The 26,394-nt window shown below is 47.5% G+C and carries 28 protein-coding genes and 8 pseudogenes; 10 read left to right on the top strand and 26 right to left on the bottom strand.

The features are described 5' to 3' along the window. Nucleotides 1-110: 110 nt before the first annotated feature. Genes JCM11216_RS11240 through JCM11216_RS11230 form a run of 4 tightly spaced genes read left to right on the top strand, consistent with a single transcriptional unit; the run spans nt 111 to nt 2,767 of the window. Nucleotides 111-1,124 carry an alanine--glyoxylate aminotransferase family protein gene (locus JCM11216_RS11240; protein ID WP_054854249.1) on the top strand — a complete coding sequence of 338 codons (1,014 nt, stop codon included), beginning with the start codon at nt 111-113 and terminating at the stop codon, nt 1,122-1,124. Then, nucleotides 1,109-1,297: a hypothetical protein gene (locus JCM11216_RS11235; RefSeq protein WP_054854248.1), complete on the top strand. Its 189-nt coding sequence runs from the start codon at nt 1,109-1,111 to the stop codon at nt 1,295-1,297. The genes JCM11216_RS11240 and JCM11216_RS11235 overlap by 16 nt, the downstream gene beginning before the upstream one ends. Further along, entirely contained in the window at nt 1,281-1,457 is a 177-nt protein-coding gene (locus JCM11216_RS19310) for a hypothetical protein (RefSeq protein ID WP_243676136.1), read from the top strand. Before JCM11216_RS11235 ends, JCM11216_RS19310 begins: the two co-directional genes overlap by 17 nt. Then, complete coding sequence (locus JCM11216_RS11230) at nt 1,457-2,767, top strand: hypothetical protein (RefSeq protein WP_054854247.1); 1,311 nt, start codon at nt 1,457-1,459, stop codon at nt 2,765-2,767. The genes JCM11216_RS19310 and JCM11216_RS11230 overlap by 1 nt, the downstream gene beginning before the upstream one ends. Before the next feature lie 146 nt (nt 2,768-2,913). On the opposite strand, the gene JCM11216_RS11225 is transcribed toward JCM11216_RS11230, so the two are convergent. The 3 genes from JCM11216_RS11225 to JCM11216_RS19300 all read right to left on the bottom strand — a co-directional run bounded on the left by JCM11216_RS11225 (nt 2,914) and on the right by JCM11216_RS19300 (nt 4,205). After that, nucleotides 2,914-3,135 (bottom strand): hypothetical protein, encoded by a 222-nt coding sequence (locus tag JCM11216_RS11225; RefSeq protein ID WP_243676135.1) that lies wholly within the window; start codon nt 3,133-3,135, stop codon nt 2,914-2,916. Nucleotides 3,136-3,342: 207 nt separating this feature from the next. Continuing rightward, nucleotides 3,343-3,681 (bottom strand): hypothetical protein, encoded by a 339-nt coding sequence (locus JCM11216_RS19305; protein ID WP_243676134.1) that lies wholly within the window; start codon nt 3,679-3,681, stop codon nt 3,343-3,345. A 41-nt stretch (nt 3,682-3,722) separates the two neighbouring features. Continuing rightward, nucleotides 3,723-4,205 carry a hypothetical protein gene (locus tag JCM11216_RS19300; RefSeq protein ID WP_243676133.1) on the bottom strand — a complete coding sequence of 161 codons (483 nt, stop codon included), beginning with the start codon at nt 4,203-4,205 and terminating at the stop codon, nt 3,723-3,725. An 84-nt stretch (nt 4,206-4,289) separates the two neighbouring features. Here JCM11216_RS19300 and hisD point away from each other — a divergent pair. Beyond that, nucleotides 4,290-5,467, top strand: a pseudogene (hisD, locus tag JCM11216_RS11215) (histidinol dehydrogenase). On the opposite strand, the gene JCM11216_RS19295 reads toward hisD, so the two are convergent. The 3 genes from JCM11216_RS19295 to hisE form a co-directional block, all read right to left on the bottom strand. After that, nucleotides 5,435-5,701, bottom strand: a complete 267-nt coding sequence (locus tag JCM11216_RS19295) for a hypothetical protein (RefSeq protein WP_243676158.1) — start codon at nt 5,699-5,701, stop codon at nt 5,435-5,437. The pseudogene hisD and the gene JCM11216_RS19295 overlap by 33 nt on opposite strands. A gap of 84 nt (nt 5,702-5,785) precedes the next feature. Further along, on the bottom strand, nt 5,786-5,932 hold the full coding sequence (locus tag JCM11216_RS19290) for a hypothetical protein (RefSeq protein ID WP_243676132.1): 147 nt from the start codon (nt 5,930-5,932) through the stop codon (nt 5,786-5,788). Between the two features lie 102 nt (nt 5,933-6,034). Beyond that, nucleotides 6,035-6,340 (bottom strand): phosphoribosyl-ATP diphosphatase, encoded by a 306-nt coding sequence (hisE, locus tag JCM11216_RS11205; RefSeq protein WP_054854258.1) that lies wholly within the window; start codon nt 6,338-6,340, stop codon nt 6,035-6,037. A gap of 85 nt (nt 6,341-6,425) precedes the next feature. Here hisE and hisI point away from each other — a divergent pair, with 85 nt between their 5' ends. After that, nucleotides 6,426-6,863 (top strand): phosphoribosyl-AMP cyclohydrolase, encoded by a 438-nt coding sequence (gene hisI / locus JCM11216_RS11200; protein WP_054854257.1) that lies wholly within the window; start codon nt 6,426-6,428, stop codon nt 6,861-6,863. 6 nt (nt 6,864-6,869) lie between these two features. Here hisI and JCM11216_RS11195 read toward each other — a convergent pair. The 9 genes and pseudogenes from JCM11216_RS11195 to thrC all read right to left on the bottom strand — a co-directional run bounded on the left by JCM11216_RS11195 (nt 6,870) and on the right by thrC (nt 14,087). After that, nucleotides 6,870-7,203: pseudogene (locus JCM11216_RS11195) on the bottom strand (AbrB/MazE/SpoVT family DNA-binding domain-containing protein). 145 nt (nt 7,204-7,348) lie between these two features. Continuing rightward, entirely contained in the window at nt 7,349-7,978 is a 630-nt protein-coding gene (locus tag JCM11216_RS11190) for a hypothetical protein (RefSeq protein WP_054854246.1), read from the bottom strand. Nucleotides 7,979-8,107: 129 nt separating this feature from the next. After that, nucleotides 8,108-8,308 (bottom strand): hypothetical protein, encoded by a 201-nt coding sequence (locus JCM11216_RS11185; protein ID WP_054854245.1) that lies wholly within the window; start codon nt 8,306-8,308, stop codon nt 8,108-8,110. 195 nt (nt 8,309-8,503) lie between these two features. Beyond that, nucleotides 8,504-9,270 (bottom strand): annotated as a pseudogene (gene hisF, locus JCM11216_RS11180) (imidazole glycerol phosphate synthase subunit HisF). Further along, nucleotides 9,267-9,875 (bottom strand): imidazoleglycerol-phosphate dehydratase, encoded by a 609-nt coding sequence (gene hisB, locus JCM11216_RS11175; protein WP_243676131.1) that lies wholly within the window; start codon nt 9,873-9,875, stop codon nt 9,267-9,269. Before hisB ends, hisF begins: the two are co-directional and overlap by 4 nt. Nucleotides 9,876-10,029: 154 nt before the next feature. Next, nucleotides 10,030-10,560 carry a HisA/HisF-related TIM barrel protein gene (locus JCM11216_RS11170; RefSeq protein WP_243676130.1) on the bottom strand — a complete coding sequence of 177 codons (531 nt, stop codon included), beginning with the start codon at nt 10,558-10,560 and terminating at the stop codon, nt 10,030-10,032. Beyond that, nucleotides 10,560-11,408 (bottom strand): ATP phosphoribosyltransferase, encoded by an 849-nt coding sequence (gene hisG, locus JCM11216_RS11165; protein ID WP_054854243.1) that lies wholly within the window; start codon nt 11,406-11,408, stop codon nt 10,560-10,562. The genes JCM11216_RS11170 and hisG overlap by 1 nt, the downstream gene beginning before the upstream one ends. A 105-nt stretch (nt 11,409-11,513) precedes the next feature. Beyond that, entirely contained in the window at nt 11,514-12,548 is a 1,035-nt protein-coding gene (locus JCM11216_RS11160; RefSeq protein WP_243676129.1) for a histidinol-phosphate transaminase, read from the bottom strand. Between the two features lie 271 nt (nt 12,549-12,819). After that, a pseudogene (thrC, locus tag JCM11216_RS11155) lies at nt 12,820-14,087 on the bottom strand (threonine synthase). Nucleotides 14,088-14,218: 131 nt separating this feature from the next. On the opposite strand from thrC, the gene JCM11216_RS19285 reads away from it, so the two are divergent. Both JCM11216_RS19285 and JCM11216_RS19280 read left to right on the top strand, forming a co-directional pair. Next, the gene (locus tag JCM11216_RS19285) at nt 14,219-14,602 is read left to right on the top strand and encodes a hypothetical protein (protein ID WP_243676128.1); all 384 of its coding nucleotides are present in this window, start codon (nt 14,219-14,221) and stop codon (nt 14,600-14,602) included. Nucleotides 14,603-14,715: 113 nt separating this feature from the next. Further along, nucleotides 14,716-15,199: pseudogene (locus JCM11216_RS19280) on the top strand (hypothetical protein). Between the two features lies 1 nt (nt 15,200). On the opposite strand, the pseudogene asd reads toward JCM11216_RS19280, so the two are convergent. From asd to cimA, 3 genes and pseudogenes are all read right to left on the bottom strand, one after another. After that, nucleotides 15,201-16,170, bottom strand: a pseudogene (gene asd / locus JCM11216_RS11145) (aspartate-semialdehyde dehydrogenase). A 44-nt stretch (nt 16,171-16,214) separates the two neighbouring features. Further along, nucleotides 16,215-17,297, bottom strand: coding sequence for an aspartate kinase (locus JCM11216_RS11140; RefSeq protein WP_243676127.1), 1,083 nt, complete (start codon nt 17,295-17,297; stop codon nt 16,215-16,217). Nucleotides 17,298-17,495: 198 nt separating this feature from the next. Continuing rightward, nucleotides 17,496-19,003 (bottom strand): annotated as a pseudogene (cimA, locus tag JCM11216_RS11135) (citramalate synthase). A 551-nt stretch (nt 19,004-19,554) separates the two neighbouring features. Between cimA and JCM11216_RS11130 the strand changes: the two are divergent. Then, nucleotides 19,555-20,127 (top strand): 3-isopropylmalate dehydratase small subunit, encoded by a 573-nt coding sequence (locus JCM11216_RS11130; protein ID WP_243676126.1) that lies wholly within the window; start codon nt 19,555-19,557, stop codon nt 20,125-20,127. Between the two features lie 366 nt (nt 20,128-20,493). Here JCM11216_RS11130 and JCM11216_RS19275 read toward each other — a convergent pair whose 3' ends face one another. The 3 genes from JCM11216_RS19275 to JCM11216_RS11125 are packed head-to-tail and all read right to left on the bottom strand — an operon-like array spanning nt 20,494 to nt 22,077. Further along, on the bottom strand, nt 20,494-20,655 hold the full coding sequence (locus JCM11216_RS19275) for a hypothetical protein (RefSeq protein ID WP_243676125.1): 162 nt from the start codon (nt 20,653-20,655) through the stop codon (nt 20,494-20,496). Then, complete coding sequence (locus JCM11216_RS19270; protein ID WP_243676124.1) at nt 20,618-20,770, bottom strand: hypothetical protein; 153 nt, start codon at nt 20,768-20,770, stop codon at nt 20,618-20,620. Before JCM11216_RS19270 ends, JCM11216_RS19275 begins: the two co-directional genes overlap by 38 nt. Nucleotides 20,771-20,808: 38 nt before the next feature. Continuing rightward, entirely contained in the window at nt 20,809-22,077 is a 1,269-nt protein-coding gene (locus JCM11216_RS11125) for a 3-isopropylmalate dehydratase large subunit (protein WP_054854241.1), read from the bottom strand. Nucleotides 22,078-22,334: 257 nt separating this feature from the next. Here JCM11216_RS11125 and JCM11216_RS11120 point away from each other — a divergent pair, with 257 nt between their 5' ends. Then, nucleotides 22,335-22,622 (top strand): hypothetical protein, encoded by a 288-nt coding sequence (locus JCM11216_RS11120; protein ID WP_054854240.1) that lies wholly within the window; start codon nt 22,335-22,337, stop codon nt 22,620-22,622. Between the two features lie 6 nt (nt 22,623-22,628). On the opposite strand, the gene JCM11216_RS11115 is transcribed toward JCM11216_RS11120, so the two are convergent. The 5 genes and pseudogenes from JCM11216_RS11115 to JCM11216_RS11095 form a co-directional block, all read right to left on the bottom strand. Beyond that, entirely contained in the window at nt 22,629-23,573 is a 945-nt protein-coding gene (locus JCM11216_RS11115; RefSeq protein WP_054854239.1) for a thiamine pyrophosphate-dependent enzyme, read from the bottom strand. Between the two features lie 22 nt (nt 23,574-23,595). After that, a pseudogene (locus JCM11216_RS11110) lies at nt 23,596-24,839 on the bottom strand (ferredoxin oxidoreductase). Further along, nucleotides 24,836-25,192 (bottom strand): 4Fe-4S binding protein, encoded by a 357-nt coding sequence (locus JCM11216_RS11105; RefSeq protein WP_054854238.1) that lies wholly within the window; start codon nt 25,190-25,192, stop codon nt 24,836-24,838. The pseudogene JCM11216_RS11110 and the gene JCM11216_RS11105 overlap by 4 nt, the downstream one beginning before the upstream one ends. After that, entirely contained in the window at nt 25,189-25,749 is a 561-nt protein-coding gene (locus JCM11216_RS11100) for a 2-oxoacid:acceptor oxidoreductase family protein (protein ID WP_054854237.1), read from the bottom strand. Before JCM11216_RS11100 ends, JCM11216_RS11105 begins: the two co-directional genes overlap by 4 nt. 238 nt (nt 25,750-25,987) lie before the next feature. After that, the gene (locus JCM11216_RS11095; protein ID WP_243676123.1) at nt 25,988-26,296 is read right to left on the bottom strand and encodes a 4Fe-4S dicluster domain-containing protein; all 309 of its coding nucleotides are present in this window, start codon (nt 26,294-26,296) and stop codon (nt 25,988-25,990) included. Nucleotides 26,297-26,394: the final 98 nt, after the last annotated feature.

Below are 26,394 nucleotides of genomic sequence, written 5' to 3'. Positions count from 1 at the left end.
ACCTAGTTAGTGAATATGCAGGGGGGCTTCCTCCTTTCCTAATCTCTCCGAGCCAATTGACTATTAAACGTTTAATTAAGTATATAATCTGCCCTAAGCAAGGCTAGATAATGCTCGTAACGGACACATTAATAGTGACGCCAGGACCTACGGAGATACCTCACCGAATACTGCTCGCCATGGCTAGGCGAACCACGAACCCCGACCTAGACCCAGAATTCTTTAGACGTTATGACGAGGCTAGGTCAATGCTTGCGGAAATGCTTGGCACCAAAAGGAGCAATATTATTATTTGGGTTGGCGAGGCGATGAGCGGTCTCGAGGCAGCCATAGCAAACCTAGTGAGAAGTGGTGATAAGGTCGCCGTACTGAGTAATGGCATATTCGGCGATGCCTTTGCGGATTTGGTCACGGCATATGGCGGGACCCCCCCTATAATACATAGGGTTGAGTATACAAAGATACTTGATCCAGATAAGGTCATATCATTCCTCAGGGGGGGTGAGGCTAGGGATGCGAGGGTTGTCACGATGGTTCACTGCGAGACGCCGAGTGGAACGTTGAACGGCCTTAAGGAGTTGGCGAGGGCCGTTAAGTCCGAGGGTAAGCTCCTAATCGTTGATGCGGTTTCATCAATTGGCGGTGTGGAGATTGATGTTAAATGGGGGGGCGTGGATATACTCATTGGCGGTAGCCAGAAGGTGCTTAACCTGCCGTCCGGCCTAACAATACTTGCCGTTAGTGATGAGGCTTGGGAAGCCATGGAGAGGGTCAATTACAGGGGGGGGTTCTACTTAAACATTAGATTGTGGAGGGATGTGGTGGAGAAGATGGAGTTTCCATACACCCACAGTGAGCCGTTGATCAATGGCTTGCTTGAGTCGCTTATAATGATTCGTGAGGAGGGCTTGAACAACGTCTATATGAGGCATAGGGCCGTGGCTCAAGGCGTGGTTAGGGCTGTCGAGGCCATGAACTTAAGGTTGGTCCCTGAGTCGGAGGTTTTCTCGAGTCCAACCGTCACGGCATTCTACGTACCTAACGGCTTAAGTGACATTAAGGTTATAGAAACGGCGAGGAAGTACGGGGGGGTCTTCATAGCCGGCTCATGGGGGGGCCACTGAAGGGTAAGGTGCTTAGGATTGGGCATATGGGGGGGTACACGGCATCCTTAAACATGATGGCGAATGCCATCATAGCACTGGTCAAGGCCTTAAACGAGCTTGGCCACAGGGTTAGGGTGGGTGATGCAGTAGAGGCATTCCTAAGTGGTGTTAAGCATGAGTGTCTTCGTTAGGGAAAGCACAGGCCTTGTCAGGGAGGTTGGGTCATTTAGGCTGTTATTGATGAGTATAGGTTATAATGGCTTCCTCACTATACCGTTCGTCTACCTTGCTGGGCTTTACCTATACGGTGCAGGAGCCATAGCTTACATAGCTTGGTGGTTTCATGGCTAATGTTCATACCTGGGGCATTGATATGGTACTACATAACTAGGCAGTACCCAAGGACAGCCGGCGACTACGTATACTTCTCAAGGCTAAACCCACCCATTGGCTTTGCGGCTTGGTTCAACTTCACCGTGGGCGAAATGCTCTATGACGCAGTCCTTGTATACTTCGCCATAGTTCAGTTGGGCACCGTAATGCAGGCGTTGAATAACCCATTGGCAAATGTTGTACTTAACCCAAGGAATGAGTTCATACTGGCCGTAATTCTAATCATTGTATTAATTATGGTTAATGTAGTTTCAGCTAGGGCTGGGTTAACAATGTTCGCGGTCATGTCCCTGGCTGCCCTGGCAACATTCGTAGCATCTGCGGTCTATGTATTATTACTACCGCGGGGCATAATCGAGAGTTCACTTGGTATTGAATATCTAAAGGCCCTGAATGAGGCTAATAAGGTGTCAGTAACTGGTGGACTATACGGTTTACTCGGTATGGCCGCCTTCACCACGGCAGTCTGGGCCTACGTGAATTACCCAGTAACCATAGGTGGCGAGATTAAGAGAGATAGGTTAACAGCACTTCTTGGTGTTATTGGCATGTTCGCGCTTGGTGGCTTATTCTTCGCGTTATTCATTACGGCATTTCTCAAGGGCTTTGGCTTGAGGTTCTTCATTGGTGCGAGCTATATGAATGCCTACGGAGTGGATAACGGCTACGTACTTGTTAACCCCGGCGCTGACCTAGCCCTAATACACACGCCAGTAGCCATTGCATTGGCGTACTCATCAGTCCTTTGGTACATAGCGCCTGTGACCGGTGTCATTATTCAAATATCGAGGTACCTACTTGCCTTCTCCATGGATAGGGTTCTCCCAAGGGCGTTCTCCTACGTGAGCCTGAGGACGCACTCGCCAGTCGTGGCTCACCTGGTCGACTTGGTAATTACCGTGACCCTAATGTACATACTCGTCCTAACACCGTTAAGCACGGCGCTACTATACGCAATAAACCTAGACGCACTGGTACTGTTGGTGTTCACCTTCATGGCATCAATGCTGCTGGCATTGGTAATGCATGCCAGGGGGGGCGTCACGAAATTGAACGTGGATAGGAGAGCCTTAGTTGCCCTAGACGTTATATACCTAGCTGTCCTATCAATATTCGCCTACTACTGGCTAACGCAATCACAGTACTACCTATCAATCACTGGTAACCCACTTCAGTTGCTTGCCGAGTCATCGGCAATATTCGTAATAGGCCTAGCGATATTCACGGTAGTCTCATACATTAGAAGGAGGGAGGGGGGGTACCACTAACCCTAACGTATATGGAAATACCACCTGAGTAATTGAAGGTTTTAGCGCTACCTCATCATCCACCCTCTTCACATATAGTTTGAATGCCCTTAATATCCATGTGTAGAGAAAAATCTTATAGCTACCTCCGAGCCGTCCTCCCACCATCAACGCTTGGCAATCTCCGCAACCCTCTCAAGCTCCTTAACGCTTATCTTATCAATATCACCCTTAGAGAAAACAGACCTTATGTACTCAAGTTCCTCCTTAGTGATTGGGTTAGGCCTCATTGACTGGGATAACCTAGCAACCTCGTTCACTAGGAATGACACCTCACCAGGGCTTACCAATCCCTTAACGCCTAGGAACTCGATGACCATGGAGTTCATGGCCACGGTGGCCGACTTAACGGAGCCAGCAAAGTTTGTGATTCTCTTCTCAATTTCCTCAAACCTCCTATCGACCTCCTCAAACTTCTTATAAATCTACTGAAACCTCTTATAGTAATTATTAATCCAAACATCGAAACCAGCAGCTCATTAATCATTACAGGTCAATAACAGTATACTTCTTCACTGCACTACTTAATATTATCTTTATGGCATATTACCCTTATCGATTACCACCCTAACGCCCTCATTCGACGGCTCAAAAATCCTCGGCTCATAACCAACGGTCCTTAAACAATTAATTAAGGTCTCAGTCTCGTCCTTACGCGTTAGGAATACCAAAACCCTCTTCTTAACGTAGTAGGCATCGGCGTAGCGCATGCACGGCTTCACCCCCCCACCCTCAAGGTCCCTAGTTAGGAAGCCGACCTCCCTAGAGAATGCCGTGCTTACTTCCATGAACTTTTCATAAGTCGGCTCGTTGATTAATTCACTTATGTATTTATCACCCAGTATTGCCAATCTATCCCTCAATTCACGAAGCATCTCACTCGTTGAGTATTTACCCAGGTCGGCGGTGACAATAGTTAAATCCTGTGGGTATGGGATCCTATCGACGACCCCAATACCAGGGGGGGCGCCAGCCTTAGCCTAAGCTCAATGCCCCCTCCGTAGTACTCAGCGATTACGTCACCAAGCCCAGTACCAAGCCTCACCTCAATTACATGAGCAACCTGGGCCGCCTTTATTAACGGCTTACGCGCAATCACGGCAGCGCCCAGGGCTGTGCCTAGTGCAAGTGCAGCGCTCATTCCATAACCAACGCCCAGCTGTACGGGTGATGAGTAATTAATCTCTGCATTAACGCCCAACTCCTTAAGCGCCAAATCCACGTGGTTAATGCCATACTTAACAGGGCTGGCCGCTGGCTTAACTGTAAGTCTCAACCCAGGCCTTATGACAACGCCGCAGCCCAGCGAGCCCGTACTTATTGGGTCATTCCTGTACATTGGCAACCAAATACTCGTAATGTGAAGTGGTACGTCGATGATTATCATGGCCACTGACATGCTTAAAAGCATGTATTTAAGCGCTTATGGGTGTCTCCCCCCCTGAGGTTAAGTAGGGAGTTGCTCCTCAGTGAGTTTAGGAAGATGAGAACCTTGGATAGGTACATAGATGCCGTTAAGGCCATTGTGGAGGACGTTAAGGCCAAGGGTGATGAGGCTGTGATCGCGTATACTGAGAGGTTCGATGGCGTTATGCTTGCGGGCATCGAGGTTGACGTAAATGAATTAAGGGGGGGGTTTGCGTTAGGGGGGGTTGATAAGGATATTGCGAAGGCCATAGATGCGGCTTACAGGTCGGTGGAGGACTTTAACCGTAGGTTAATGCCCAGTGATTTCGAGGAGGAGTGTTGTGGATTAATTAGGGGGGGGTTAGGTGGGTGCCGATTAGGAGGGTTGGGATTTACGTGCCTAGGGGGGGTTACTTCTCGACGCTCATAATGACGGGTGTCATAGCCAAGGTGGCGGGTGTGGAGGAGTTGGTAGTGACAACACCGCCAAATAAGGACGGTAGTGTAAGCCCGGAGATAGCCTACGTGGCGCTTAAGCTAAATGCCAGGGTGTTCAGGGTAGGTGGTCCACAGGCCATTGCTGCCATGGCCTTTGGGACGAGGTCAATTCCAAAGGTCGACAAGATTGTCGGCCCAGGCAACGCCTATGTGCAGGCAGCTAAATACCTGGTCTCGCAATACGTGGGTATCGACGGTATTGAGGGCCCGACCGAGCTTGTGGTCTGCGCTGATCCGTCGGTTGACCCAGGCATCGTTGCCCTGGATGTCATGGCCCAGCTTGAGCATGGCTCGGCGATTGCCGTGATAATCACATGGGATGAGAAGTACCTAGATGCCATTGAGTCAAGGCTCAGCGGCCTGAATTACCTATCAACACTTGTTGATGGGCCTGGGGATTGCGTGGACTTAATCAATGAGTTGGCGCCTGAGCATGTGACGCTGTGGGGTTTAGAGAACCTAGTTAATGGCATTAGGAATGCGGGTGCTGTATCGATTTCGACACCCTCCGCAATGATTGATTACATTGCCGGCCCAAGCCATGTATTGCCCACGGAATCCTCTGCCAGATGGAGGGGCGCCCTCTCGGTTTATGATTTCCTTAAGCCCGTGGTCTACGTTAAAGCCATCAATAGGGACTTGGTAAGCGACTTGGCTAGGCATGGTGCCTCGTTGGCGGTACGGGAGGGCTTTAGTAATCACGCTAAGTCGATAACGGAGTGGCTACTTACGGGTGAGCTCGATAAATCGTCGTAATACCCCCCCCAGGCCATTCCTGGAACTCTTTTCTGGGTGGAATTGAACACCAAACGTCAAGGCCACCTCATCGCACAGCACGCTGAGTATGTTATCGCCTCCGTAATGCGTGATTCCTGAGTACGGTACTTCATTGCTTGGGTTAATTACGGCGTAACTATGCATGAAGTAGAAGTACCCATCATCGTTAAGTAATTCGCAGGGTTTCACTGCTTTCACAAGGTCCCAACCAATGTGCGGTACCCTAGGGCCCCCCTAAGTCTACTGACCCGTCCTGGATACCATGATAAGCCACCCAATGAGCCCTCGTCACTGGCCTCAAACATTACCTGAAGCCCAAGGCAAATACCAAGTATTGGAGTTGAACCCCCTAACCCCCGTCAGCGCATCCTTAAATCTATCAAGCCTAGACATGGCAGCATCAAAGGAACCAACGCCCGGGAGCACTATAGCGTTCACGTTCATAATCTCGCCAGGTTCATTAACAATTACAGCTCAGAACCAACTCTCCTAAACGCATTGATTAGGCTGCCCAGGTTACCTACGCCGTAGTTTATGATACCAACCCTAACCATTGGAACCAACCCTCGCCATGTGCCTATTGGTTAACTCCTCACACACATCATCGAATTTAATACCCATGAACCTGAGGAGGACAAGTAAGTGATACACTAGGTCCGCCGTTTCCCTAACCACCCAGTCCTTATCACCCCTCATGGCGGCTACCACGACCTCCACAGCCTCCTCACCAACCTTCTTACTAATCAAGTCCACACCACCACTGGCCAGCCTACGGGTGTAGCTACTGGAGTCTCCATGCTTAATCCTATCATCGATTATACTCTGCAGCTCATCCAGGAATTGGCAGACCATCATTGCTTAAGTCTATATATGTTTTATATTAATTATGCCCCCCCATACAGAAAAACTAAATAGTCAGGGTGCCTCGGTAAGAGTGATGATTAATCCACCGGACAACATTAAAGTGCTTAGGCTCAGTGAGGAGGAGGCCAGGAGGATTGCTGATTCCCTGTGGTATAGGCACGTTGACAATACCGTGATAGCCGTGACCCAGGACTACGAGACGAAGGACGTGCTCATGGTCGCAAGTATGAATAGGGAGGCGGTCATAAAAACACTGACTACAGGCATGGTTCACTACTGGTCACTGACTAGGAAAAAGCTTTGGCTTAAGGGTGAGACCAGCGGCCATTACCAATATTTGGTGAACTTCAGGGTTGACTGCGATGGAGATGCCGTACTCCTACTCGTTTACCAGGTTGGCAATGCATGCCACTTGGGTACCCGCTCATGCTTCGACCTAGGCGACATAACAAGCCTACGCCTACGTCGTAATGAGGTTGAGGATGCCTCAACCGAATTCCGCAATATTTAATCCACCTTAGCCCTTATGTTCATATCCTAACTTTAATTCCTCTTTTACTTGTTTTGGTATGATGGTTAATATTTCAATTGGATCCAGGGGGTTTTATTCCATACTTTATTCTAATATCCCTAGGTATGGTAAATTGCCTTGATGCCGTGTTTTTGGTCCTTAATAATCTAACGTTCCTTAGTTCAATTATCCCTTTTTCACCGTATCTCATTACTATATCTACGTACTTAGCCTGTTCAAGGCCTAAGGCTTTAACGAGTTTAGCTGGTATTAGGACTTGATTGTTTATGTAGACCTTAATCTTGTAGGGTAGTTCATCAATGGGTTTTGGAGTGGGCATTTTATTATTTCTCATTCAGTTTTAAATAAAAATTAATCCATTGAGTTAACAAAGAAGGGTTGATTATTATTGATAAAATAAAAATTAAAACCTGCAAAATAAACGATAAAGTACTGAACATTGCATTCAAAGAATAGGCTAGGGCTTATACTATGGTATTGCCTTGATCATAGGGCCTTGCAATGCTTATGTACGCGTTATTCACTTTGTTTATTCTGACCGTGTGCAGTTTCGCTAGTGCTGTGTTTGTTAGTCCGTGTATGTATCCCTGTGTTAGTGCTGTGTTTAGTTCTTCGTCGAATGGGTTTTCGAATTCCACAATCAACTCCTCACCCTTAACCTCCAGTTTTTTGAAGGTTAGTCTGTTGTATGCTGTGGCTGTGCTTAGGTATGTCCTAACCGTGGTTAGTGGGTCACCAAGAGGTATCTCACTAGCCAACACCCTGGCGTACTCATAACCAAGCCTGTACAGCACCCTCTCCACATGCTGAGTACCCATTTGAGCCAGCACATTCTTAATGGCCGCTATGAAATGCCTCTGGGAGAAGGTGAGGGGGGGTACGATAGGCCCATTAATAACACCGAGAAACTCAAGACCACCAATAGAACCAAGCCTCGGAATCAACGAACCCACATCACCATCAACATCAACCATCAAAGCCCTAGAATTACCAATAATATTCCTAACATTAACACCATAACTAAGCATAACCGAAGACAACTCATTAATAATACCAGGCCTATCCCAAACAACCCAAAACAACAACCAAACCATCGATATACAACTAAATAGAAATTATTTAAGACTTATTCATTGAATATTAAAAAGTCCTTAATTTATTCCGAAAAAGAACTAGTTAATCATGTTTAACTAAGCTCTCTTAGTTCAAAGAGTTATCTGCGATTAATTCATTAACGCCTTAATTCTTACTCGGTTACAATTCCTTATTTCATAATTTATGTTTGTTAGTAATTCCCACAGTGCATCGCACGCCTCGTTTTTGCTTATGAGGCCCATTTTGCCGTATAGAACTATGTCGAAGGCCTCATTCATCATTTCATTGATTGAATCATTAATTAATTGCCTTTGTCTATCCCGGGTCATCAGGAAGACCCGCGCTGGGCTCTATTTTAAATCCCCCCCATCGCTCTGAGCCGAGGTATTACTTCCCTTTATAAACGTCAAGGGATGCATTCACGGTTATGGCGTACTAATTAGGAGTTATGTGAGTTAAAATCCAACGCCATAGGATAAGTACACGCTTCATTAATTTTTAATGGGTCGACAAACAGGGTGAACTTAAATCCTCACCTTAATACCTGCCTCCATTAGGTATGCCTTAAGTCTCTGAATGTTTATCAATCCCATATGGAAGACACTTGCAGCCAGGGCCGCATCCACGTACCTCAGTACCTCTGCGAAGTGCTCAACCCTGCCAGCACCACCGCTGGCAATGATGGGTACGTTAACTACCTCAGAAATGGCCATATAGAGATTTACGTCATAGCCCGCCCTTGTACCGTCTGCGTCGATACTCGTTACCAACAACTCACCGGCGCCAAGTTCCTCAGCCTCCTCGCCCACTCAACACCATCAAGTCTCACCTCCCTCTTGCCGCCTTCCACGTATACCCTCCATGAATCACCCCCCCGTTTCCTAACGTCAATGGCCACAACGACTGATTGGGCGCCGTACTCCCTGGAAAGGATGGTTACCAATTCTGGGTTCTTAACTGCCGCCGTATTTACGCTAACCTTGTCGGCCCCCCCTGCCTTGAAGGCCGCATCAGCATCCTCAAGGCTCCTTATGCCACCGCCGACACCCAATGGTATATTTATTGCGCCGGCCACATTCTTGACGGTCTTTAGGAACGTCTTCCTGCCCTCAATAGTAGCCGTTATGTCCAGGAGGAAAACCTCGTCAGCACCCTCCTCCTCATACCTACTTGCCAACTCCACAGGATCGCCCATTACCCTAAGTCCCTCGAAGTTAACGCCCTTAACCACCACGTCAGCGTCTACGTCGAGGCAAGGTATGATTCTCCTGACGATGCCCAGCGGCCTCATTGCATGGTCCCCCCCTTGAGACTCCTCACCGTGTTGTCTATGTATTCCATGGCCATGGCCATCGACATCCCCCCCAGGGACTTGAATAATGCCTCGGCCATATGGTGGTCATTCTCACCCCCCCACCTAATTTCTGCGTGTATTGTTGCCCTGGAGTGTATTGCCAGTGTTCTAATTATGTGCGGTATCATCTGTGTAGTTAGGTCGCCAATCCTCTCCCCCCCAATAAATGAGCCCCCCCTAAACACCCAGTAAGCCCTGCCGCCGAGGTCCACAGCCGTTAATGCCAGGGCATCGTCCATGGGTACCATGGACCAGCCAAACCTCCTAATGCCAACCCTATCACCCAGTGCCCTATCGATGGCCGTCCCCAAGGCTATGAAAACATCCTCAACCACGTGGTGATCATCAAAGCCTCTCAGGTCCTCAGCGATGACCTCTGCCGATGCATTCATGTAGAATATTAGTGTCTCCAGCATGTGGTTGAGGAATTTAACGGGTGTTGAAACCTTTATACTACCCGGCATCAACGTGAGACTAACGTAGATCTTGGTCTCCCTAGACTCGCGCCTAACTTCGGCCTGCCTAACCCCACTACTCCTCACAATTAACACCCCTCACGTAGAGTGCGTAGCCTACGATAACCCCCATCAAGCCCCAGATCCTTTAACTGCTTAATGTGGTCGCATGTTGATATCCCACCCGCGTAAAGCACCTCATCGGACTTGCTCCTCAGCAGGTTAATTATTTCCTGGTTGACTAGGGGGGGCCCGTGCCGGTACCCTCCACATCAATTGCCGTGTATATTAATGTATGCACCCTGGGCAGCATGCTTATTACCCTGGGCAGCTCGCCCACAGGCCTTGCCCAACCCCCCCTACTCATCACGGTCCTGCCCAATACATCTATTGATACGGCAACAGCCTCATAACCAAGCCGCCTAATGAATTCATGGATTATCCAGGGCCTCTCGACGGCTGCGGTCCCCCCCAGTACAACTCTACTGCAGAACTTTAGGGCTTCCCTGCCTGCATTCACGGTCCTAATACCACCGCCGACTTCACATTTGCCATTGAATTCACGGCCTATCCTAGCTATGGAATTAATATTCACTAATTCACCTCTCTCGGCGCCGTCCAAGTCCACGACGTGGACGAAGCCGAAGTCCCTAGTTAATTTAATGGCATCATCAATACTAAGCCTAACCAACTCAGTACCTCTCATCCCCCCCCTGACCCTCTTTACCACGTAGCCCCCCCCGCTTATGTCGATTGATGGTATGATAAACACTAGGTTATCACCTTCTCGATGCCCATGACTAGGATGTCCTTGGCGCCCGCATTCCTCAGTTTAACGAGTAGGCCCGGCAATTCATCTTCAGGAACCACACTAATTACCTCCTTAAACGGTTTGTTTGCTATGTCCGCAACCGTGGGTCCCTCCATGGCCGGTAATATGGATAGTACCTTAGCCAGGGATTCCGTGGGTACATTCATCAGGATAAGTTTCTTATTTGTTGAGGATTTAACGCCACGGAGCAGTAGGAGGAACTTCTCCATAACATCATTACAGCCCTTAAGCCCTGAGTTGTTGGTTATTAGCACGGCCTCGGTCTCCATGATCACTCCAACCGGCCTTAGTCCGTGAATCCTCAATGTTATTCCCGTGGACATTACATCGACTATTGCATCGGCTACTCCCAGGAGAGGCATTATTTCGGCACTGCCCGATATCCTGACTATCCTAACATCCTTACCATTTCTCCTAAAGTAACTTGTCGTTAGGTTAACGTACTTAGTGGCGATCCTTATCCCGTCCTTAATATCATCAATGCCGTTTATGCTCGACGTCCTTGGCACCGCGATCACGATCTTGCCACTACCGAAGCCAAGTCTCTCGATAATCTTAACCCCGGATTGGCTCTCAACAACGTAGTCAAGCCCCGTTATCCCCATCACGGCGGCACCGGACTCGACTATGTACGGTATATCCTCAGGCCTAACCCTAATTATGTTTAAGTCCGGCCAATTAGTCGGTATCATCAGCGCCCTATCATCATAAACCTGCAACTTGATACCAACCTCCTCAAGCAACTTTATCGTTGGCTGTACCAAACGGCCCTTTGACGGGATTGCCATTATGCATGTTCCAGTGACATCAGGGAATGTGTATATTTAGGGTATATAAGCATTACCATGGCTTAAAAATAATAAATGGTTTATTGACTAATCTACGTAACTTACTTACTCCCTCAAGCCATCGAGGGTCTCTTCCAATGCCCTAATGAATTCTGCCGCGATAGGCGCTGGGGGTACCGTGACCCTAAGGCAATCTTCACAAAGAACCTTACCACCTAGGTTCCTAATCACGAAGCCCCCCCTCTTGAATAATCCATCATATACCTTATCAGTTCTGCTGGGACTACCGGCATGGAAGGTCACGAAATTAGTTACGGAGGATAAGGGCCTTAAGTCCAGGTCTCTTAGGGACCTTATCATGTACTCCCTGACCTTAATCATCTCGTCAATACTCCTCTCTACATAATCCCTCAGTTCCAGGGCCCTTAATACCAGGGCCATTGATGGGTATGGGATGTTATGCGGTAGCGATAGTCTATTAAGCCCGTTAATTACCGTGTCCGAGGCAACTACGTAACCAACCCTAAGGCCCGCGAGACCCCATGCCTTGGAGAATGTCCTCACTATGGCCAGGTTATCGTAATCCCTAACGAGACCGATGAGGCTGTATCTAGCGAATTCCGCATAAGCCTCGTCAATTATCACTAGAGACCTAACGCGTGATAGTAGGTACTCGATTGATTCCTTACTGAATAAGTTACCCGTTGGGTTATTCGGGCTGCATAGGTAAATGACGTCGTAGGAATTCCCAATCTTCACAACCTTGTCTATATCCAAATCATATGTATCAGGCTTAAGTAGGGCTTGGTCAACATCGATTCTCATGGACTCTGCGAGTATCCTAGGCATCGAGTAAGTGGGCTCTATAATGAGGGCTCTCTTAGATCCATGTAGTGCAAATTGCATGAGGAGTCTCAGCCCTTCATCACCGCCAGCCACGGCAAACACATGGTCAGCATTGACATTAAGGTATTTAGCCAGTGCCTCGTTAAATGTGGGATTAAGCGGTTCTGTGTAGTACCTAATCATGTCAGGGTCTAAAGGTGCATTGAGTAATTTCTCGTAGTACTCACGTGGAAGGAACAAATTCTCGTTAAAATGAAGCCTATAAATCCTGAACCCCCACATTTGGTTCCTCATAGAAATTAAGGGCCAATACATTTCTCCATTGCATTCGTCCTTTAATGAGGTTAATAACTTATAAATATTATGGTATCATCCTATATAAATTAATGTGTTAACGAGAAAGACAAGGCACCCCCTCAATTTAATGGTTGACGCTACAACAGGAGTATTGAGCTGGGTATTAATTATTGATAATACGCATGATCAAATCATTTAATGCGTAATTAAGACCCCCCCAAAGGCCTTAAGGTTACTGCTTAAGCATGATTATCGCGTATTTGCCGCATCAATTTTTATTGATAATTGAGTTGGCATTATCCTTTAAGTTTCCACTAATGATTAAGGCCCTTAATTCATCCATTGATGATATACTAATGACATTACCGTTATTACCCATTAGGAGTATGTCGGGGGGGTCCTTAAGTGCATGGCCCGTGGCTATTAACACAACCCTGTCCTTAGCATCAACCAATCCATCACCTAGAGCCCTTAGGTAACCTGCCAATGAGGCTGCGCTGGCGGCTCGACGCCGATGCCCTCCTTACCAAGTATTTTCTGGGCCATTAATATTTCATCATCACTAACCTCAATGAACGTGCCATTACTGTACTTAACGGCTCTATAAGCCTGAACCAATTGACGGGCTTGCCTATTCTTATTGCCGAGGCTATCGTCCTTGGATTATCAATCTTTGCCTCACCTAAGCCCCCCCTCCAATACCTAACCATCGGTGCTGCCCCCCTGAGGCTTGGATTCCAATCATCCTCGGCACATGATCGATCACGCCAAGCTCCATTAACTCCCTAAACCCCCCCTTCCAAATAGCGTATATATTACCGCCATTGCCTACGGGTACGAATACGTAATCAGGCACGCCGATCTCCTCAACAATCTCATAGGCGGTTGTCTTCTGACCTTCCAGTCTCCATGGATTTATTGAGTTAAGTGGGTAGTAATTAACGTTCTCAACACGCCCACTGCCCAATACGGTCTCTAGTACGTACTCGAGAGCATCATCGAATGTACCAGGCACCTCAGCAATCCTCGCACCATGGAGCATCGCCTGCCCTAACTTGCCCCCCCTGGCAACACCGCCCTTGGGGGGGAGTACCACAACGCACTCAAGACCTGCCTTAGCCGCATAGGCAGCTGCGGACGCGGCCGTATTGCCTGTCGATGCCACAATAATGCCCTTAACGCCTATTGATGAGCCAGCGAGACGCCGACGGTCATTCCTCTGTCCTTAAATGAGCCCGTTGGATTTGCACCCTCAAACTTGACATACGCATTGCTGTAACTCCTCAATTTAATTAATGGTGTTGCGCCCTCACCCATGGTAATCACGTTACCCACCTCAGGCAGTAATTCCCTATACCTCCATACGCCCCCCCTACCCCCCCGCAGATTATTCCAGTTAAACCTGACCTTATCAGTAATTAATAATGTGTCAAGTAACTCGCCACATTTTGGACACCTCATTACGTATGGATTTGCCTCAGTCTCAAAGCCACACCTTGGGCACTTTAGGATGTATTTACGAAGACTCAAGTTCATGCTTGGGTTTCCATTTCAATCCCCAGGTATTTTTGTTATTTAGGTTATTTAAGCATTACCATTAAATTAATAGGAGCATGAACCTCGGTAATGCTCTTAAATAAATTATAGATTAAGGCATCAATGGGTGTATGAGGAGGTATAGGTTATTGATAATTGGCTTTGGGAATGTTGGCCAGGCGTTCTTTAGGCTACTGAATTTAAAGCGGGACTTACTTGGTGTTGATGTTTCTGTGAGTGAGATAATTGATAGGAGACGTGGGTACATCATCAATCCTGGCCCCAGCGTTTTGGAGGATGCACGTGGTGGTAAGTTATTGGGCAGGAAAATAGGCGTAGATGAAATTCCTAGGCTCATTGAGGAGAGCAGCGCCGACATTGTTTGTGAATTCACAGACCTAAACATTAGGGATAGGGGGCGAGCGGCATTTACGTACTTATCGACGGCAATTAAGAGTGGTAAACACGTTATCACAACTAACAAGGGCCAGTGGCCTTTCACTACGACGAGTTAATGGAACTTAGTAGAAGGTTTAATAAGATCGTTAGGTTTAAGGGTACGGTAATGGCGGGCACACCGTCCTTTAACGTAGTTGACTTACTACCTGGCATTAAGGTTAGCCGCTTCATGGGTATTCTAAACGGTACCACGAACTTTATCCTCACTAGGATGTACGAGGGCATGAGCTTCAATGATGCCTTGAGACTGGCTCAGGAGAGGGGCTACGCTGAGGCTGATCCGTCGCTTGACATTGATGGTTGGGACGCGGCTCTAAAGTCCATAATCATCTCCAGGGTGTTTGGTTGGAGACACAGTCTTGAGAATATGGAGGTCAGGGGGAATACGTGACATAAACATTGAGACATTTAAGGATAAGGTTGTTAAGCTCATAGCCTATGCCGATAAGGACACCGCCTATGTTAAACCAATCCCACTGGAAAGGAGTGATATTCTGGCTCATGTGAATGAGAACCTAAATGCACTGAGGATAAGCACTGACACACTGGGTGATGTAATGATAATAGGGCCTGGGGGGGCTGGTCCAATAGAGACTGCCCAAGCCGTATTGACGGACCTAATGTACATAATTAATAATGGTGCGGTATTTTAAATTAAAGTATGTTTAGGGCCTTCATGGTCTCTACCGTTAATATGGTAATCCCGGCAGCACCGCGGACTAGGTTATCGCCCAATGCTATGAGTCTCAATACCCTATTCTTAATCGATATTCTGCCCACGCTTACGGACATTGGGTCCAAATCCCTAGCCGGTTGAGGCGCATCGACCCTATTAATTACCTTAATTGGTTCCTTAGGTGCTGTGGGTAACTCCCTCTCCTGGGGTAGTGACTTAAACCTACTTAACCTGTTGATTACATATTCGGTGTCCACGTCCTTGTTTAGCACGGCGTGTATTACGGCCATGTGCCCGTACTTAACGGGTACCCTGGTAGTGGTTACGTACACGGGCTTACCCCAGGGCTCAAACCTATCTGGGAATTGTTTTCCGAGTATTTTGTTCAATTCCGCATCGATTTTCTCCTCCTCACCCTTTATGAAGGGTATTACATTACCGTCAATGGCTAGGTAGGATAGCCCAAGATAACCCGCACCCGAGACTGATTGAAGTGTTACAATGTGCATTGAATCAATGAGATCCTGGAGAGGTTTTACCGGCATAGATATTATGGCTGCTGTACAATTGGGGGGGTTCTTAATCACCCAATTTCCCTTAACCTCCCTGAGAATACTTAGGTGCTCCCAATTAACCTCAGGGTTTATCAACGGTATCCTTGGGTTCATCCTCTCAGGCGATGCATTGGATACCACATTCAACCCAGCATCCAATAACTTGCTCTCCACAGACCAAGCAATGTCGTTTGGTAATGCCGAAAGAACAACATCCGCTGACTTATGGTCTGAAGGGTCCGTGGATACTAACGTGATATCTCTGGCGTATTCAGGCACGTCACCGGCTATGAACCAATGGACTACCTCGCCGTACTTTCGACCAACCTTCCCAGGGGGACGCTGATAAACCAACAACCTCTATAAATGGATGATTAGCCAATAGCTTAACCATCCATTGGCCAACGAGTCCCGTGGCCCCCCCAAGTATCGATACCCTCACGCGATCCATGCCCTCACCCACCTATGGAGTTCCCTCGCCAATGAAACTGCATCATCCCAATTATTTAATAACGCCGACACCGCGTGTTGTTCATCCTTAACACCCTCCGTATCATATGACGTGATTATCTTATAGGCCTCACTTCTTAAGTGATCTATTTGGGAAATTCTACAACCGATCACAGAGACCTTGAATATGCCCTTACCGACTTCATTAAGGGCTATTAATTTGGGTGATAACGTGCAGTTATTTACTACGTACGTACCATCCTCGCGCCAGGGATCCGTTATGATGGTTAAGACCCTACTTTTTAGTAATGGTTCGAAGGTCCTTGGGTGGAATTTCTTGGCGCCAAGTAACGATGCTGTATAAGCCTCATCATAACCAACCTCCCTAAGGAGTACTGGGTCATTTATGATCCTTGGATCACCGCTGAGTATACCACCGCTATCCGTGTAGAAGGTTAACCGTGACGCACCTAGGTAACTCGCGAGTAGCGATGCCGTATAATCACTACCACCCCCCCTACCAAGGGATGTGTACCTACCGTCATTGGTGATACCAAGGAAGCCTGGGACCACGATAACATCATACTTACTAAGCATATTACCCAACTTCCCAACCACATTCTTACTGCTTGACTCGTGATCCACCGATGCAAAGCCCCCCCAGTTACCGTCGGTGACTATGCCTGGTTCATATACGGCCTTGGCTTTAAAACCAAGTGAGTCATTGAGCACTCTCTCAACAAGCAATGTTGATAGTAATTCTCCATGGACAATCACATAATCCCTAATCCAGGGATCACCCAGGCTTATGAACCTACGCAAATCCTCACGGATCAGTTCCAGGGAAGAAACAAGCTTATTGAAGCCTAGGTTTAGTGCCTCGTTCATGTAAATAGATAATGCCTCATCTAGTGCGTTAGGGTCATGATTATCAAAGGCCCTTATTAATAAGTCCGTAACCCCCTTCATTGCTGAAACCACAAGCACTAACTTATTACCTGAGTAGTCCCTACCAACAACCCTACCTATTACACTGAGGACATTACCGCCCGTTAACAGGGAACCACCCACCTTTGAAATCCTTATCCCCCCCTGTTCTAATACAGGGTTTCCATTTCCATCGGGTCACCTCTATATAGGCACGAACATAACACATATTTAAAATTTACTGTCTCGGATATAGTATATACCAATTACCATAGTATAAATAGCAACAACAATATATAGAGCAGGGAATATTAAGTAATAGCCTCACTCATTATATATTATTTACCTTACATAATGCTTAATCATTAAAATGTAATTAAGCCCATCAACCAGCGCCTCAATGCTCGCTGTGATTATGCTTGTCGAAACACCCACAGTCCTCCACTTAACCTTACCATCACTAAACTCCATAAGCACCCTAACCACACTCTCTGTATTCTTAACCTCGCCGGGGAGTATGACCCTATAGTCCGTGAGCACCACATTATTAAGTTCAGGGAATAACCTCGAAGCCACGCTTCTCAACGCCTTATCAATTGCATGTACAGGCCCAACACCCTCGGCAACACCTAACTCGCCATTTACCTTAACCATGGCCACGTGCATGTCATCATCACTAATCACCTTCCAATAATCAACCCTCAGCACATCCCTGAAAAGCCCCCCCATTTCCCTGAGGGCAATGAGTATGGCCGACGCCGGCGCTAAGTCAAAGCTGTAGCCCCTATTCTCTAGTTCCTTTATCTTCTCCAATGCCTGTCTAAGCCTTGGGTCATCCTTACCCACGTCAAATCCCAATTCCCTTAGGTACATTAGTATGTTCGATGAACCAGCGAGTTCAGAGACTACGAACCTCCTCGTGTTACCGACAAGCTCCGGGTCTACATGTTCGTAGGCCTTCGTTACCTTAGAGACGCCATCGACATGTAGACCAGCTTTATGGGAGAAGGCGTAGTCACCCACGTATGGTTGATATGGGTTTGGGTTCAGACCTGCTGCCTCATAAACAAACCTGGATATCGCCTTCAACTTCCTAAGGTCGTTGAGGTCTCTAAGCACCTTAAAACCTAGCTTAAGCACTAGGTTTGGTATTACTTGGACTAAATCTGCATTACCTGTCCTCTCGCCGAGCCCATTAATGGTTCCCTGAACATGGCGAACGCCAGCTAATACTCCCATTATTGTGTTGGCCACAGCACAACCTGAGTCATTATGCATGTGAACGCCTACCGTAACTCTCAAATCCTTCACAACCTTACCCGTTATTTCATAGATCTCGTGGGGGGGCATCATGCGCCGTTCGTGTCTGCGAGAACAACCACGCTGGCTCCGGCTTCCTCAGCGGTCTTAACAACCCTAAGTGCGTAGTCTGCATCCTCCTTAAACCCCCCCTGGTAAAAGTGCTCTGCGTCAAAGATCACGGTTAAGCCGTGATCCTTAAGGTAACGAATACTATCATAGACCATGTCCAGGTTATCCTCAGGACTAACCCTAAGGACCTCCCTAACATGAAGTATCCAGGACTTACCGACCAAAACTGCAACATCAACACCAGAATCCAGTATAGCCGCTAGATTAGGGTCATCCCTAGCGTTAATGCCCTTCCTCCTCGTCATACCAAAGGCGGCCAATTTGGCATGACTCAGTGAGTAATTCCTCATTACCTTAAAGAACTCGGCATCCTTAGGATTACTACCTGGCCAACCACCCTCTATATAGTCAACGCCGAGGTCATCAAGCATTAAAGCAATCCTAACCTTATCGTTTAGGGTGAACGATATACCCGTCATTTGAGCCCCCCCATCCCTAAGCGTTGTATCCAGGACCTCAACCCTCGCGGATTTGTTCACCACCCATACTAAGCACAGGTTATATCAAGTATATATAAGCATTACCTCAATAACAATAATATATTAAGACCGCATTAATTGATTAATTATTAGAAATAGAAATTAATTAAGAAAATAAAAGGTACATAATGCAGAGTGCGGGTTTATTTGCCCAAACCGCAGTGAGTTCGCATAAACATTAATTGCATACCATTATTATTTATTCCATTAACTACATGATGAACCACATACATGGCTAGGTTATTAGATAAACCTGGTTAAGGCGTAAGCCACTTACTTGTTATTTATTATTATTTTAATGTATTTATCCCCGAGGAACAGCGATGATGCGGTTATTACTGCCAGGGCCATTAATAATGCGAGGCCCCATCCCCCCCTAGTCATATTATTAGTATTTTATTATCTATTTTTCGGTCTACCTAACAATGCTCTAATTATAAATATTCATGGGATATAAAGCTTAAATAGGCCCGTTAAAGCACAGTTAAATTGTGGGGGGGTCCAGAGAATTTATTGTTGAGGGCCCGGTAATTAAGGTTGGTGATAATATCGATACTGACGTGATAATACCTGCCAAGTACCTCGTATATACCGACCCATCAGTACTAGCCAGGCACGCGATGGAGCCATTAATACCGAACTTCTTCGAGAAGGCTAGCAAGGGGGTTATTCTCGTCGCTGGTAGAGGCTTTGGTATGGGTTCAAGCCGTGAGCAGGCGGCAATTGCTTTAAAGGCGGCTGGCGTTAAGGCTGTATTGGCTGAGTCCTTCGCCAGGATATTTTACAGAAACGCAATTAACAATGGCCTACCTGTACTAGTGGTGCCGGGGGGGGCCAGTAAGGAGGTGAATGAGGGTGATTTCGTGAGGGTTAACGTGAGTACAGGCGAGGTTATTATTAATAATGGGCAGAAGTTGCTGAGGGCTAGGCCAATAACGGGCATGGCCCTTGAAATACTAATTAGTGGTGGCTTGCTTGAGTACATAAAGTCACGTAGTACATCAAGGGGGGGGTTTAAATCCGTAAAGCGCATCACATCAATTGAGTGGTCCATAAAACCTTAAGTGGGACCACCGATAACGAGTTGTAATGGAGTTGGGATTATTAATGGGTATGAGGATAATGAGGAAAATGGGGGGGTGTAAGAGTTGAATGAGGATGATTGTGATTACGACTTTACCATTATTCCTAATTAATCACCAATACTGAGGAGGTTCTGAATACCTAACCTTACCGGCATCATCATCCGCGAACCTCCACTTACCACTACCCGCAGCTAGAATAACAATACCTAACTCCTCCGATAACTTATCGTTAATTATCACCTCCTCCTCAATAGGGCCTTATCATTATGGCCACCACCAGATAATGCGTACCTAATTGAACTGGACACGGCCGGTGGGCCTATCAGGGAGTACGTTGTACCGAATTCAGTGCAAATAACCGTGGTAACCGACGATAAGGAGACCCGCGATGTTGTCTGTGATGCCGTTATATCGCATAGCTAAATTAAGCGGTACCAGTACCTGAGGTCTCTCAGTCTCAAAGCCTGTATTAACGAGCGCTGTTGTGATCACCTCTCGCTCCTTCACCCTCAGCCTTACCCTCACTCTTATCGCCACGGTTAATCACCCATATATGCCCAATTCTACGCCTAATAATGTAAATATGCCCAATCCTACCCCCCCTAACCCTAGTGCTGCCCACATTATCTTATTAAAATTTTATAGTTAATAAATCCTAATTTACGTAAGGTACTTCCTAGGATCAACGAACTTACCATTCAATGCAGCCGCAGCGGCTACAGCCGCATTTGCCAGGTAAACTTTGCCCTCAGGCGAACCCATCCTGCCCCCCCTAAAGTTCCTACTGCCCGTGGACACGGCCACCTCCCCCCCAGGGCCGACTAGGCCGAAGTGCCCGCCAAGGCATGGGCCGCAGGTGCCATACGTCACCACGCAGCCAGCTCTCACAAGTGTATCTATGTAACCTAGCTCCATAGCCCTTATGTAGATCTCGCGCGAGGCGGGTATTGCCACGCACCTGCTCCTCACCTTGCCATTCCTCAGTATCTTAGCCGCAACCTCAATATCGCTAAGCCTACCATTTGTGCATGAGCCTATGAACACGTAATCCACGTCTAAGCCCTCAACCTCACTAATTGACTTAACATTATCAACACTATGTGGCGCGGCTACGAGGGGGGGCTCGAGTTTGTTCAGTTCCACGTCATAACTATCGACATACTTGGCATTTGGATCCGGTGTTACTGGCTTAATCTCAATGCCTCTCTTCTCCTTAATGTGCCTTACAGTCTCGCTGTCTGGTGCGAACATGGCTGCGTCGAGGCCGAGTTCTATGCCCATGTTGGACACGGTGGCCCTATAATCCATTGGGAATGCCCCCCCTGGTTCCTCAACGACAAACTCAGCGGACTTTCCATTAAGTCCCTCGGCCCTAAATACGCTGAGTAGGTGCAATGCAACGTCCTTGCCATAAACCCCGGGGGGGCCCGGTTTACCGAGTATCCTAATCCTAAATGGTTCAGGGACCATAAGCCACGTCTTACCAGTAATCACTATCGCAGCCACATCACTGGCTCCAAGCCCCCCCTGTGCGAAGGCACCCACGGCGCCGACCGTCGTCGTGTGGCTGTCGGCAGCCATGACAACCTGCCCAGGGAGTGCATAATGATCGAGGAGTAATTGATGTAATATGCCATCGCCAACATCATGGAAGAACTTAACACCTGCCATTTTTGCAAACTTCCTAAGTCCAACCTGTATCTCGGCAGCTCTCTCCGTGGGTGGTGGAGATAGGTGGTCGAAGGCTAGTACGAATTTATTAACATCCCAAACCCTAATTGTGCCCATTTTTTCCATTACCTCAACCACGTGATAACCAGTTAGGTCATGAAATGCCGCCAGGTCAACGTTAATCTCAACTACATCACCAGGGCTTACGGATTTGCCTGATGCTCTATTGAGTATTTTCTCAGTGAGTGTTAGGCCCATTGTTTTTCTTCAATATATAGTATTTATATGGTTTACCTCATAATACAGAGGTTATGAATAATCACAATCATTTCACACCTAGGTTTTATATTATGGCGCGACCTCAGCCGCAACTTGACTATGGGCAGTATTACTTAGGTTCGCAAAGTAGAGGGCGATTAATTACTTACTGTGTTTTTATAACGACTCTGCTCACCATTAATTGGTTCCTCAATCAATTACTAAATGCTGAGTATTAAGAGAAGTACCTGTAGGGCGTGCCCAGGTTTACAGCTGAGGGCTGGCTCAAGATGCTTAAATTTCTCGAGAACGCAGGCATAAGTGCTGGTTACTTAGTAGAGTCGATCCACGGCGCCGGTTCACCTGAAGCCGGAGGATATATACATGGCAAGGCTGCGCTGCATGACTTCCAGCTTGCGGAAGATATGGCTAAGAACCTAGCTAGGATAAAGGTGAACATAAGATTACCTAAGGATGCCGAACCACGTAGAGGATTTAATGCGGAAGGGCGATCCCGCATTTACCTAAGGTCAAGCTCGCTGTAGATATGGTTAGGCATATGGCGTGGGTACTCCAGAGCCTATTGATAAACGCCATAGGTAGTTGAGGAAGTCCTCGATATCCTTCTCAAGTTCCTTAATCTCTTCATCAGTCACGTGGGACCACCTGGACTGAGCCTTAACGAACTCCCTCAATGGCTTACGTAATCTCTTATCCATGTACATATCGCTTGGTGGATTTATGATTAATCTATCACGGTCCCACTCGTACAGTGGGAAGTACCCTGTTTCTGTGGCTAGTCTCGCAATCTCAATCATTTTCTCGTCAGGGAATCCCCCCCAGCCTGGTGGGCATGGTGCCAGTACGTGTATGAAGGCAGGCCCCTCCTCGAGATACGACAGCGCCTTCCTAACTTTATTAACTAAATCAATGGGGGGGTAAGCAACATTCGCTGTGGCTGCGTATGGTATATGATGAGCCATCACAATACTCATTATATCCTTCTTCTTCTGAATCTTACCTCTAATGACCGTTCCAGCGGGCATTGTGGTTGTCTTCGCGAATTTAGGCGTTCCTCCGCTTCTTTGTATTCCTGTGTTCATGTACGCCTCATTATCGTAGAGTACGTATAGGACGCCGTGACCACGCTCAAGCATACCACTCAAGGCCTGCAAACCAATATCATAAGTACCACCATCACCAGCAATGGCTATAACCCTGGTATTCCTCTTCAATAAGCCATTCTTATTAAGGGCCTTTATGGCGGCCTCTATACCCGATGCAACGGCACCTGCGTTCTCAAAGGCCACGTGTATGTACGGTACTCCCCATGACGTGTATGGGTATATGGTTGTTGTGACCTCAAGGCAACCCGTTGGGTTCACTATGATCACGTCGGGCCCCCCCGACGCCTTGAGTATTAACCTGGCGGCTAAGGTGGCGCCACAGGCTGGGCATGCGGTATGCCCTGGAGCGAAGTACTCCTCCCTGGGTATGTCAAAGAAGGACTTGGCAAGCTTAACCTTGGTTGCCGTACTCCCTCACCCCCCCCATGTATATCGTGTTCCTTGCTAAGTTTGTTAATTCACCCGTGCTTAATATCCTTATTAACTCGTTAATATCCCTCGAAAACACGGTCCTCTGCCCAAGTCCATGGACTACTGAGATAACAGGCGTATCCACACCCCTGGACTTCAATGCAGTGGCCACCTCAGTAGCCACTGGCCCCTCTATTGGTGCTCCTGGCTAACCGCCCTATCAATAACGGCTATTGCCCTAACCCCCTCGACAATCCTCACCAGGTCATCGGTTGGAAACGGCCTAAATAACCTGAGTTTCAGGGCACCAGCCTTAATGCCATTCTTCCTAGCAATATCGACAGCCCTCTTAGTATTACCCCAGATGCCGCCGTAGGTTATCACCACGTAGTCCGCATCATCGATTCTATACTCCTCAATTAACCTATAATTCCTACCAAAGGTCTTATTGAATTCATCGTGAACCTCCTTGATAACACCCATCGAGTTATGCATTGCATCAATTACTTGGTACTTAATTTCGTAGTACCAATCAGGCACTGCCATCACGCCCATCGTTATTGGTCTCCTGCTATCCAGTATTGGCCTATCTATCTTCTTTGGTGCGAATCTCCTTATGGCATCCAGGTCATACAACTCCACTGGTTCTGTGGTGTGGCTCATTAGGAATCCGTCGTAGGACACCATGACTGGCAGGAGAACCCTGCTATCTTCCGCGATCCTATACGCCATGATTATCGAATCATAAACCTCCTGAGCCGAAGAAGCAATCATGACTATCCACCCCCCCGAATCCCTAACCGCGGCCAAGTCCTGGTAATCGCCGTGTATGCATATGGGTGCTGAGGCGGCCCTCGTGGCCAAAGCCATGACTATTGGAAGCCTTAAGCCAGACGCTATGTAGAGTAGTTCGAACATGTAGAAGAGTCCTTGGCTTGAGGTAGCCGTGAACGTCCTAGCGCCGGCCGCCGAGGCACCTATTAATGCCGATAAGGCACTGTGCTCAGACTCCACCGGTATGTACTCAGCGCTTAACTCGCCATTTGCTATGAACTCGGCCACCTTCTCAACGGCTGGGGTTTGAGGCGTTATTGGGTATGCAGCCACGACGTCGACCTCCACATCCTTAGCGGCGTATGCGGCGGCGTAATTTGACGTGATGGCGACCCTATCCCTAATGATACCCCCCCTCTTAATCCTTGGTTCAATGGTTATTAGGCTCATTCCTCAGCACCCTCGGGTACCATCTTTATTGCCTTGGTTGGGCATTCGTGGGCGCATATTCCGCAGCCCTTGCAGTGGTCATAATCAATCTCGTAGGTCAAGTCATACCTCCGACCATCTTTCGTGACATACGGCTTATCAAGCTCAAGTATTGCCGGCTCTGGACAATACATCCAGCAGGTCCTGCACCTAATGCACGCATCCTGATCAATAACAGGCCTCTCAGTCCTCCAAGAACCAGTGGTGTTTTTAGTTGTGCTCATTGGCTCCATTATGTATCCTCCAATTGCCGGTAGTTCTCTCCAGCCCATTAACTTAGTAGTCTTTGGGGGGGTCCAGGCGCCCGTGCTCATTTGATCACCCGTGCCTCGTTATAGGCAACCCTAACCAACTCAGCGTTCACCTTACCCAATCTACCACCGAATGTCTTCAATACTGCATTGGTAATGTCGTCCACGGTTAAGGCATCAAAGACCTTCAACAGGGCACCAAGCATTGCCGTGTTCACAATGGCCTTGCCCAAGTGCTTAGTTGATAAGTCATATGCATCTATATGCACAACACCGCCCCTAAAGCCCCTTAGGTAGGGTTCAATGGTTTCGAAGCGTCTTGAATTAATTACTATGTAATCCCTAGTCCTCTCCGGTATATCCGGGTTAACCCTTAGTAAGTCTGGGCCAAAGACCACGGATATGTTCGGCTCCTCGATGGGCTCTCGAACTTCAATGGGCTCCGTAGATATGACTAGGTAGGACCTGACGGGTGCCCCCCTCCTTTCTGGCCCAAATTCAGGGTAAGCCAACGCATACAGACCCCTACTAACAGCTGCTAATGCCATTACCTGCGCGGCGGTTACTGCACCCTGGCCTCCTCTACCGAAGAATACTATTTCGTAATTCCCACCATTCATGTGATTACTATCATTTTACTCATGGTTATAAACAATTTTATAGATTTTTAGGGATTTATAACAACAAAATTAGTCCGCTGTAGAAAACCTCATGTGCAACGGGCTATCACGCATGATCATTAATACCATGAAGTCAATAAAACTTAATCGATACTGGCCCAGGCTACATAAATTGGCACGCCAACTTTTAAAAGAAATTAATTATAAACCACACAATTATTCAATATATAGCCAAACACTATTTACCTTTCCTGCCCTCAAGTATTTTCAGCCTGACGAACCTAATTACGTTTGGTATCCTAATTTCATTTGGGCAACTCTCCTGGCATAGGCCGCAGCCGGTGCAGAGCCACACGACCTTACGCAACCAATCATCTATGATACCCAGGTTCGCCAATTTCATAACAAGCCTAGTATTTAACCCGAACTCGGTCATAGGGCAAACCGTGGTGCATGTACCACATTGGTAGCACAACGATGCCGTGGGTTCAAACTTAAGTAATTCCTCCTTAAGTGTGGGGGGGTTAGCCACGGCCATCCTCATCACCTTAATTGCTTTATTCTTTGTTTTGTCTGCTCGATCTCCTCCTTGGTCACAGTCTCGACAATCCTCTTCGCCTCATTGGCGGCCTCTATGAAATCCTT

Origin of the sequence: Vulcanisaeta distributa JCM 11216 (genome assembly GCF_001315985.1) — an archaeon.
In the GTDB taxonomy this organism is placed as follows: Archaea; Thermoproteota; Thermoprotei; order Thermoproteales; family Thermocladiaceae; genus Vulcanisaeta; species Vulcanisaeta distributa_E.
This window is presented reverse-complemented; position numbering and strand designations above follow the sequence as displayed.

Excerpts from the sequence above, each read along its gene's own strand:
- JCM11216_RS11240 (WP_054854249.1), top strand. The coding sequence starts at position 111 with ATGCTCGTAACGGACACATTAATAGTGACGCCAGGACCTACGGAGATA.
- JCM11216_RS11235 (WP_054854248.1), top strand. The coding sequence starts at position 1,109 with ATGGGGGGGCCACTGAAGGGTAAGGTGCTTAGGATTGGGCATATGGGG.
- JCM11216_RS19310 (WP_243676136.1), top strand. The coding sequence starts at position 1,281 with ATGAGTGTCTTCGTTAGGGAAAGCACAGGCCTTGTCAGGGAGGTTGGG.
- JCM11216_RS11230 (WP_054854247.1), top strand. The coding sequence starts at position 1,457 with ATGTTCATACCTGGGGCATTGATATGGTACTACATAACTAGGCAGTAC.
- JCM11216_RS11225 (WP_243676135.1), bottom strand. The coding sequence starts at position 3,135 with ATGAACTCCATGGTCATCGAGTTCCTAGGCGTTAAGGGATTGGTAAGC.
- JCM11216_RS19305 (WP_243676134.1), bottom strand. The coding sequence starts at position 3,681 with ATGCTTCGTGAATTGAGGGATAGATTGGCAATACTGGGTGATAAATAC.
- JCM11216_RS19300 (WP_243676133.1), bottom strand. The coding sequence starts at position 4,205 with ATGTCAGTGGCCATGATAATCATCGACGTACCACTTCACATTACGAGT.
- JCM11216_RS19290 (WP_243676132.1), bottom strand. The coding sequence starts at position 5,932 with ATGAACGTGAACGCTATAGTGCTCCCGGGCGTTGGTTCCTTTGATGCT.
- hisE (WP_054854258.1), bottom strand. The coding sequence starts at position 6,340 with ATGGTCTGCCAATTCCTGGATGAGCTGCAGAGTATAATCGATGATAGG.
- hisI (WP_054854257.1), top strand. The coding sequence starts at position 6,426 with ATGATTAATCCACCGGACAACATTAAAGTGCTTAGGCTCAGTGAGGAG.
- JCM11216_RS11190 (WP_054854246.1), bottom strand. The coding sequence starts at position 7,978 with ATGGTTTGGTTGTTGTTTTGGGTTGTTTGGGATAGGCCTGGTATTATT.
- JCM11216_RS11185 (WP_054854245.1), bottom strand. The coding sequence starts at position 8,308 with ATGACCCGGGATAGACAAAGGCAATTAATTAATGATTCAATCAATGAA.
- hisG (WP_054854243.1), bottom strand. The coding sequence starts at position 11,408 with ATGGCAATCCCGTCAAAGGGCCGTTTGGTACAGCCAACGATAAAGTTG.
- JCM11216_RS11160 (WP_243676129.1), bottom strand. The coding sequence starts at position 12,548 with ATGAGGAACCAAATGTGGGGGTTCAGGATTTATAGGCTTCATTTTAAC.
- JCM11216_RS19285 (WP_243676128.1), top strand. The coding sequence starts at position 14,219 with ATGAGGAGGTATAGGTTATTGATAATTGGCTTTGGGAATGTTGGCCAG.
- JCM11216_RS11125 (WP_054854241.1), bottom strand. The coding sequence starts at position 22,077 with ATGGGCCTAACACTCACTGAGAAAATACTCAATAGAGCATCAGGCAAA.
- JCM11216_RS11105 (WP_054854238.1), bottom strand. The coding sequence starts at position 25,192 with ATGAGCACGGGCGCCTGGACCCCCCCAAAGACTACTAAGTTAATGGGC.
- JCM11216_RS11100 (WP_054854237.1), bottom strand. The coding sequence starts at position 25,749 with ATGAATGGTGGGAATTACGAAATAGTATTCTTCGGTAGAGGAGGCCAG.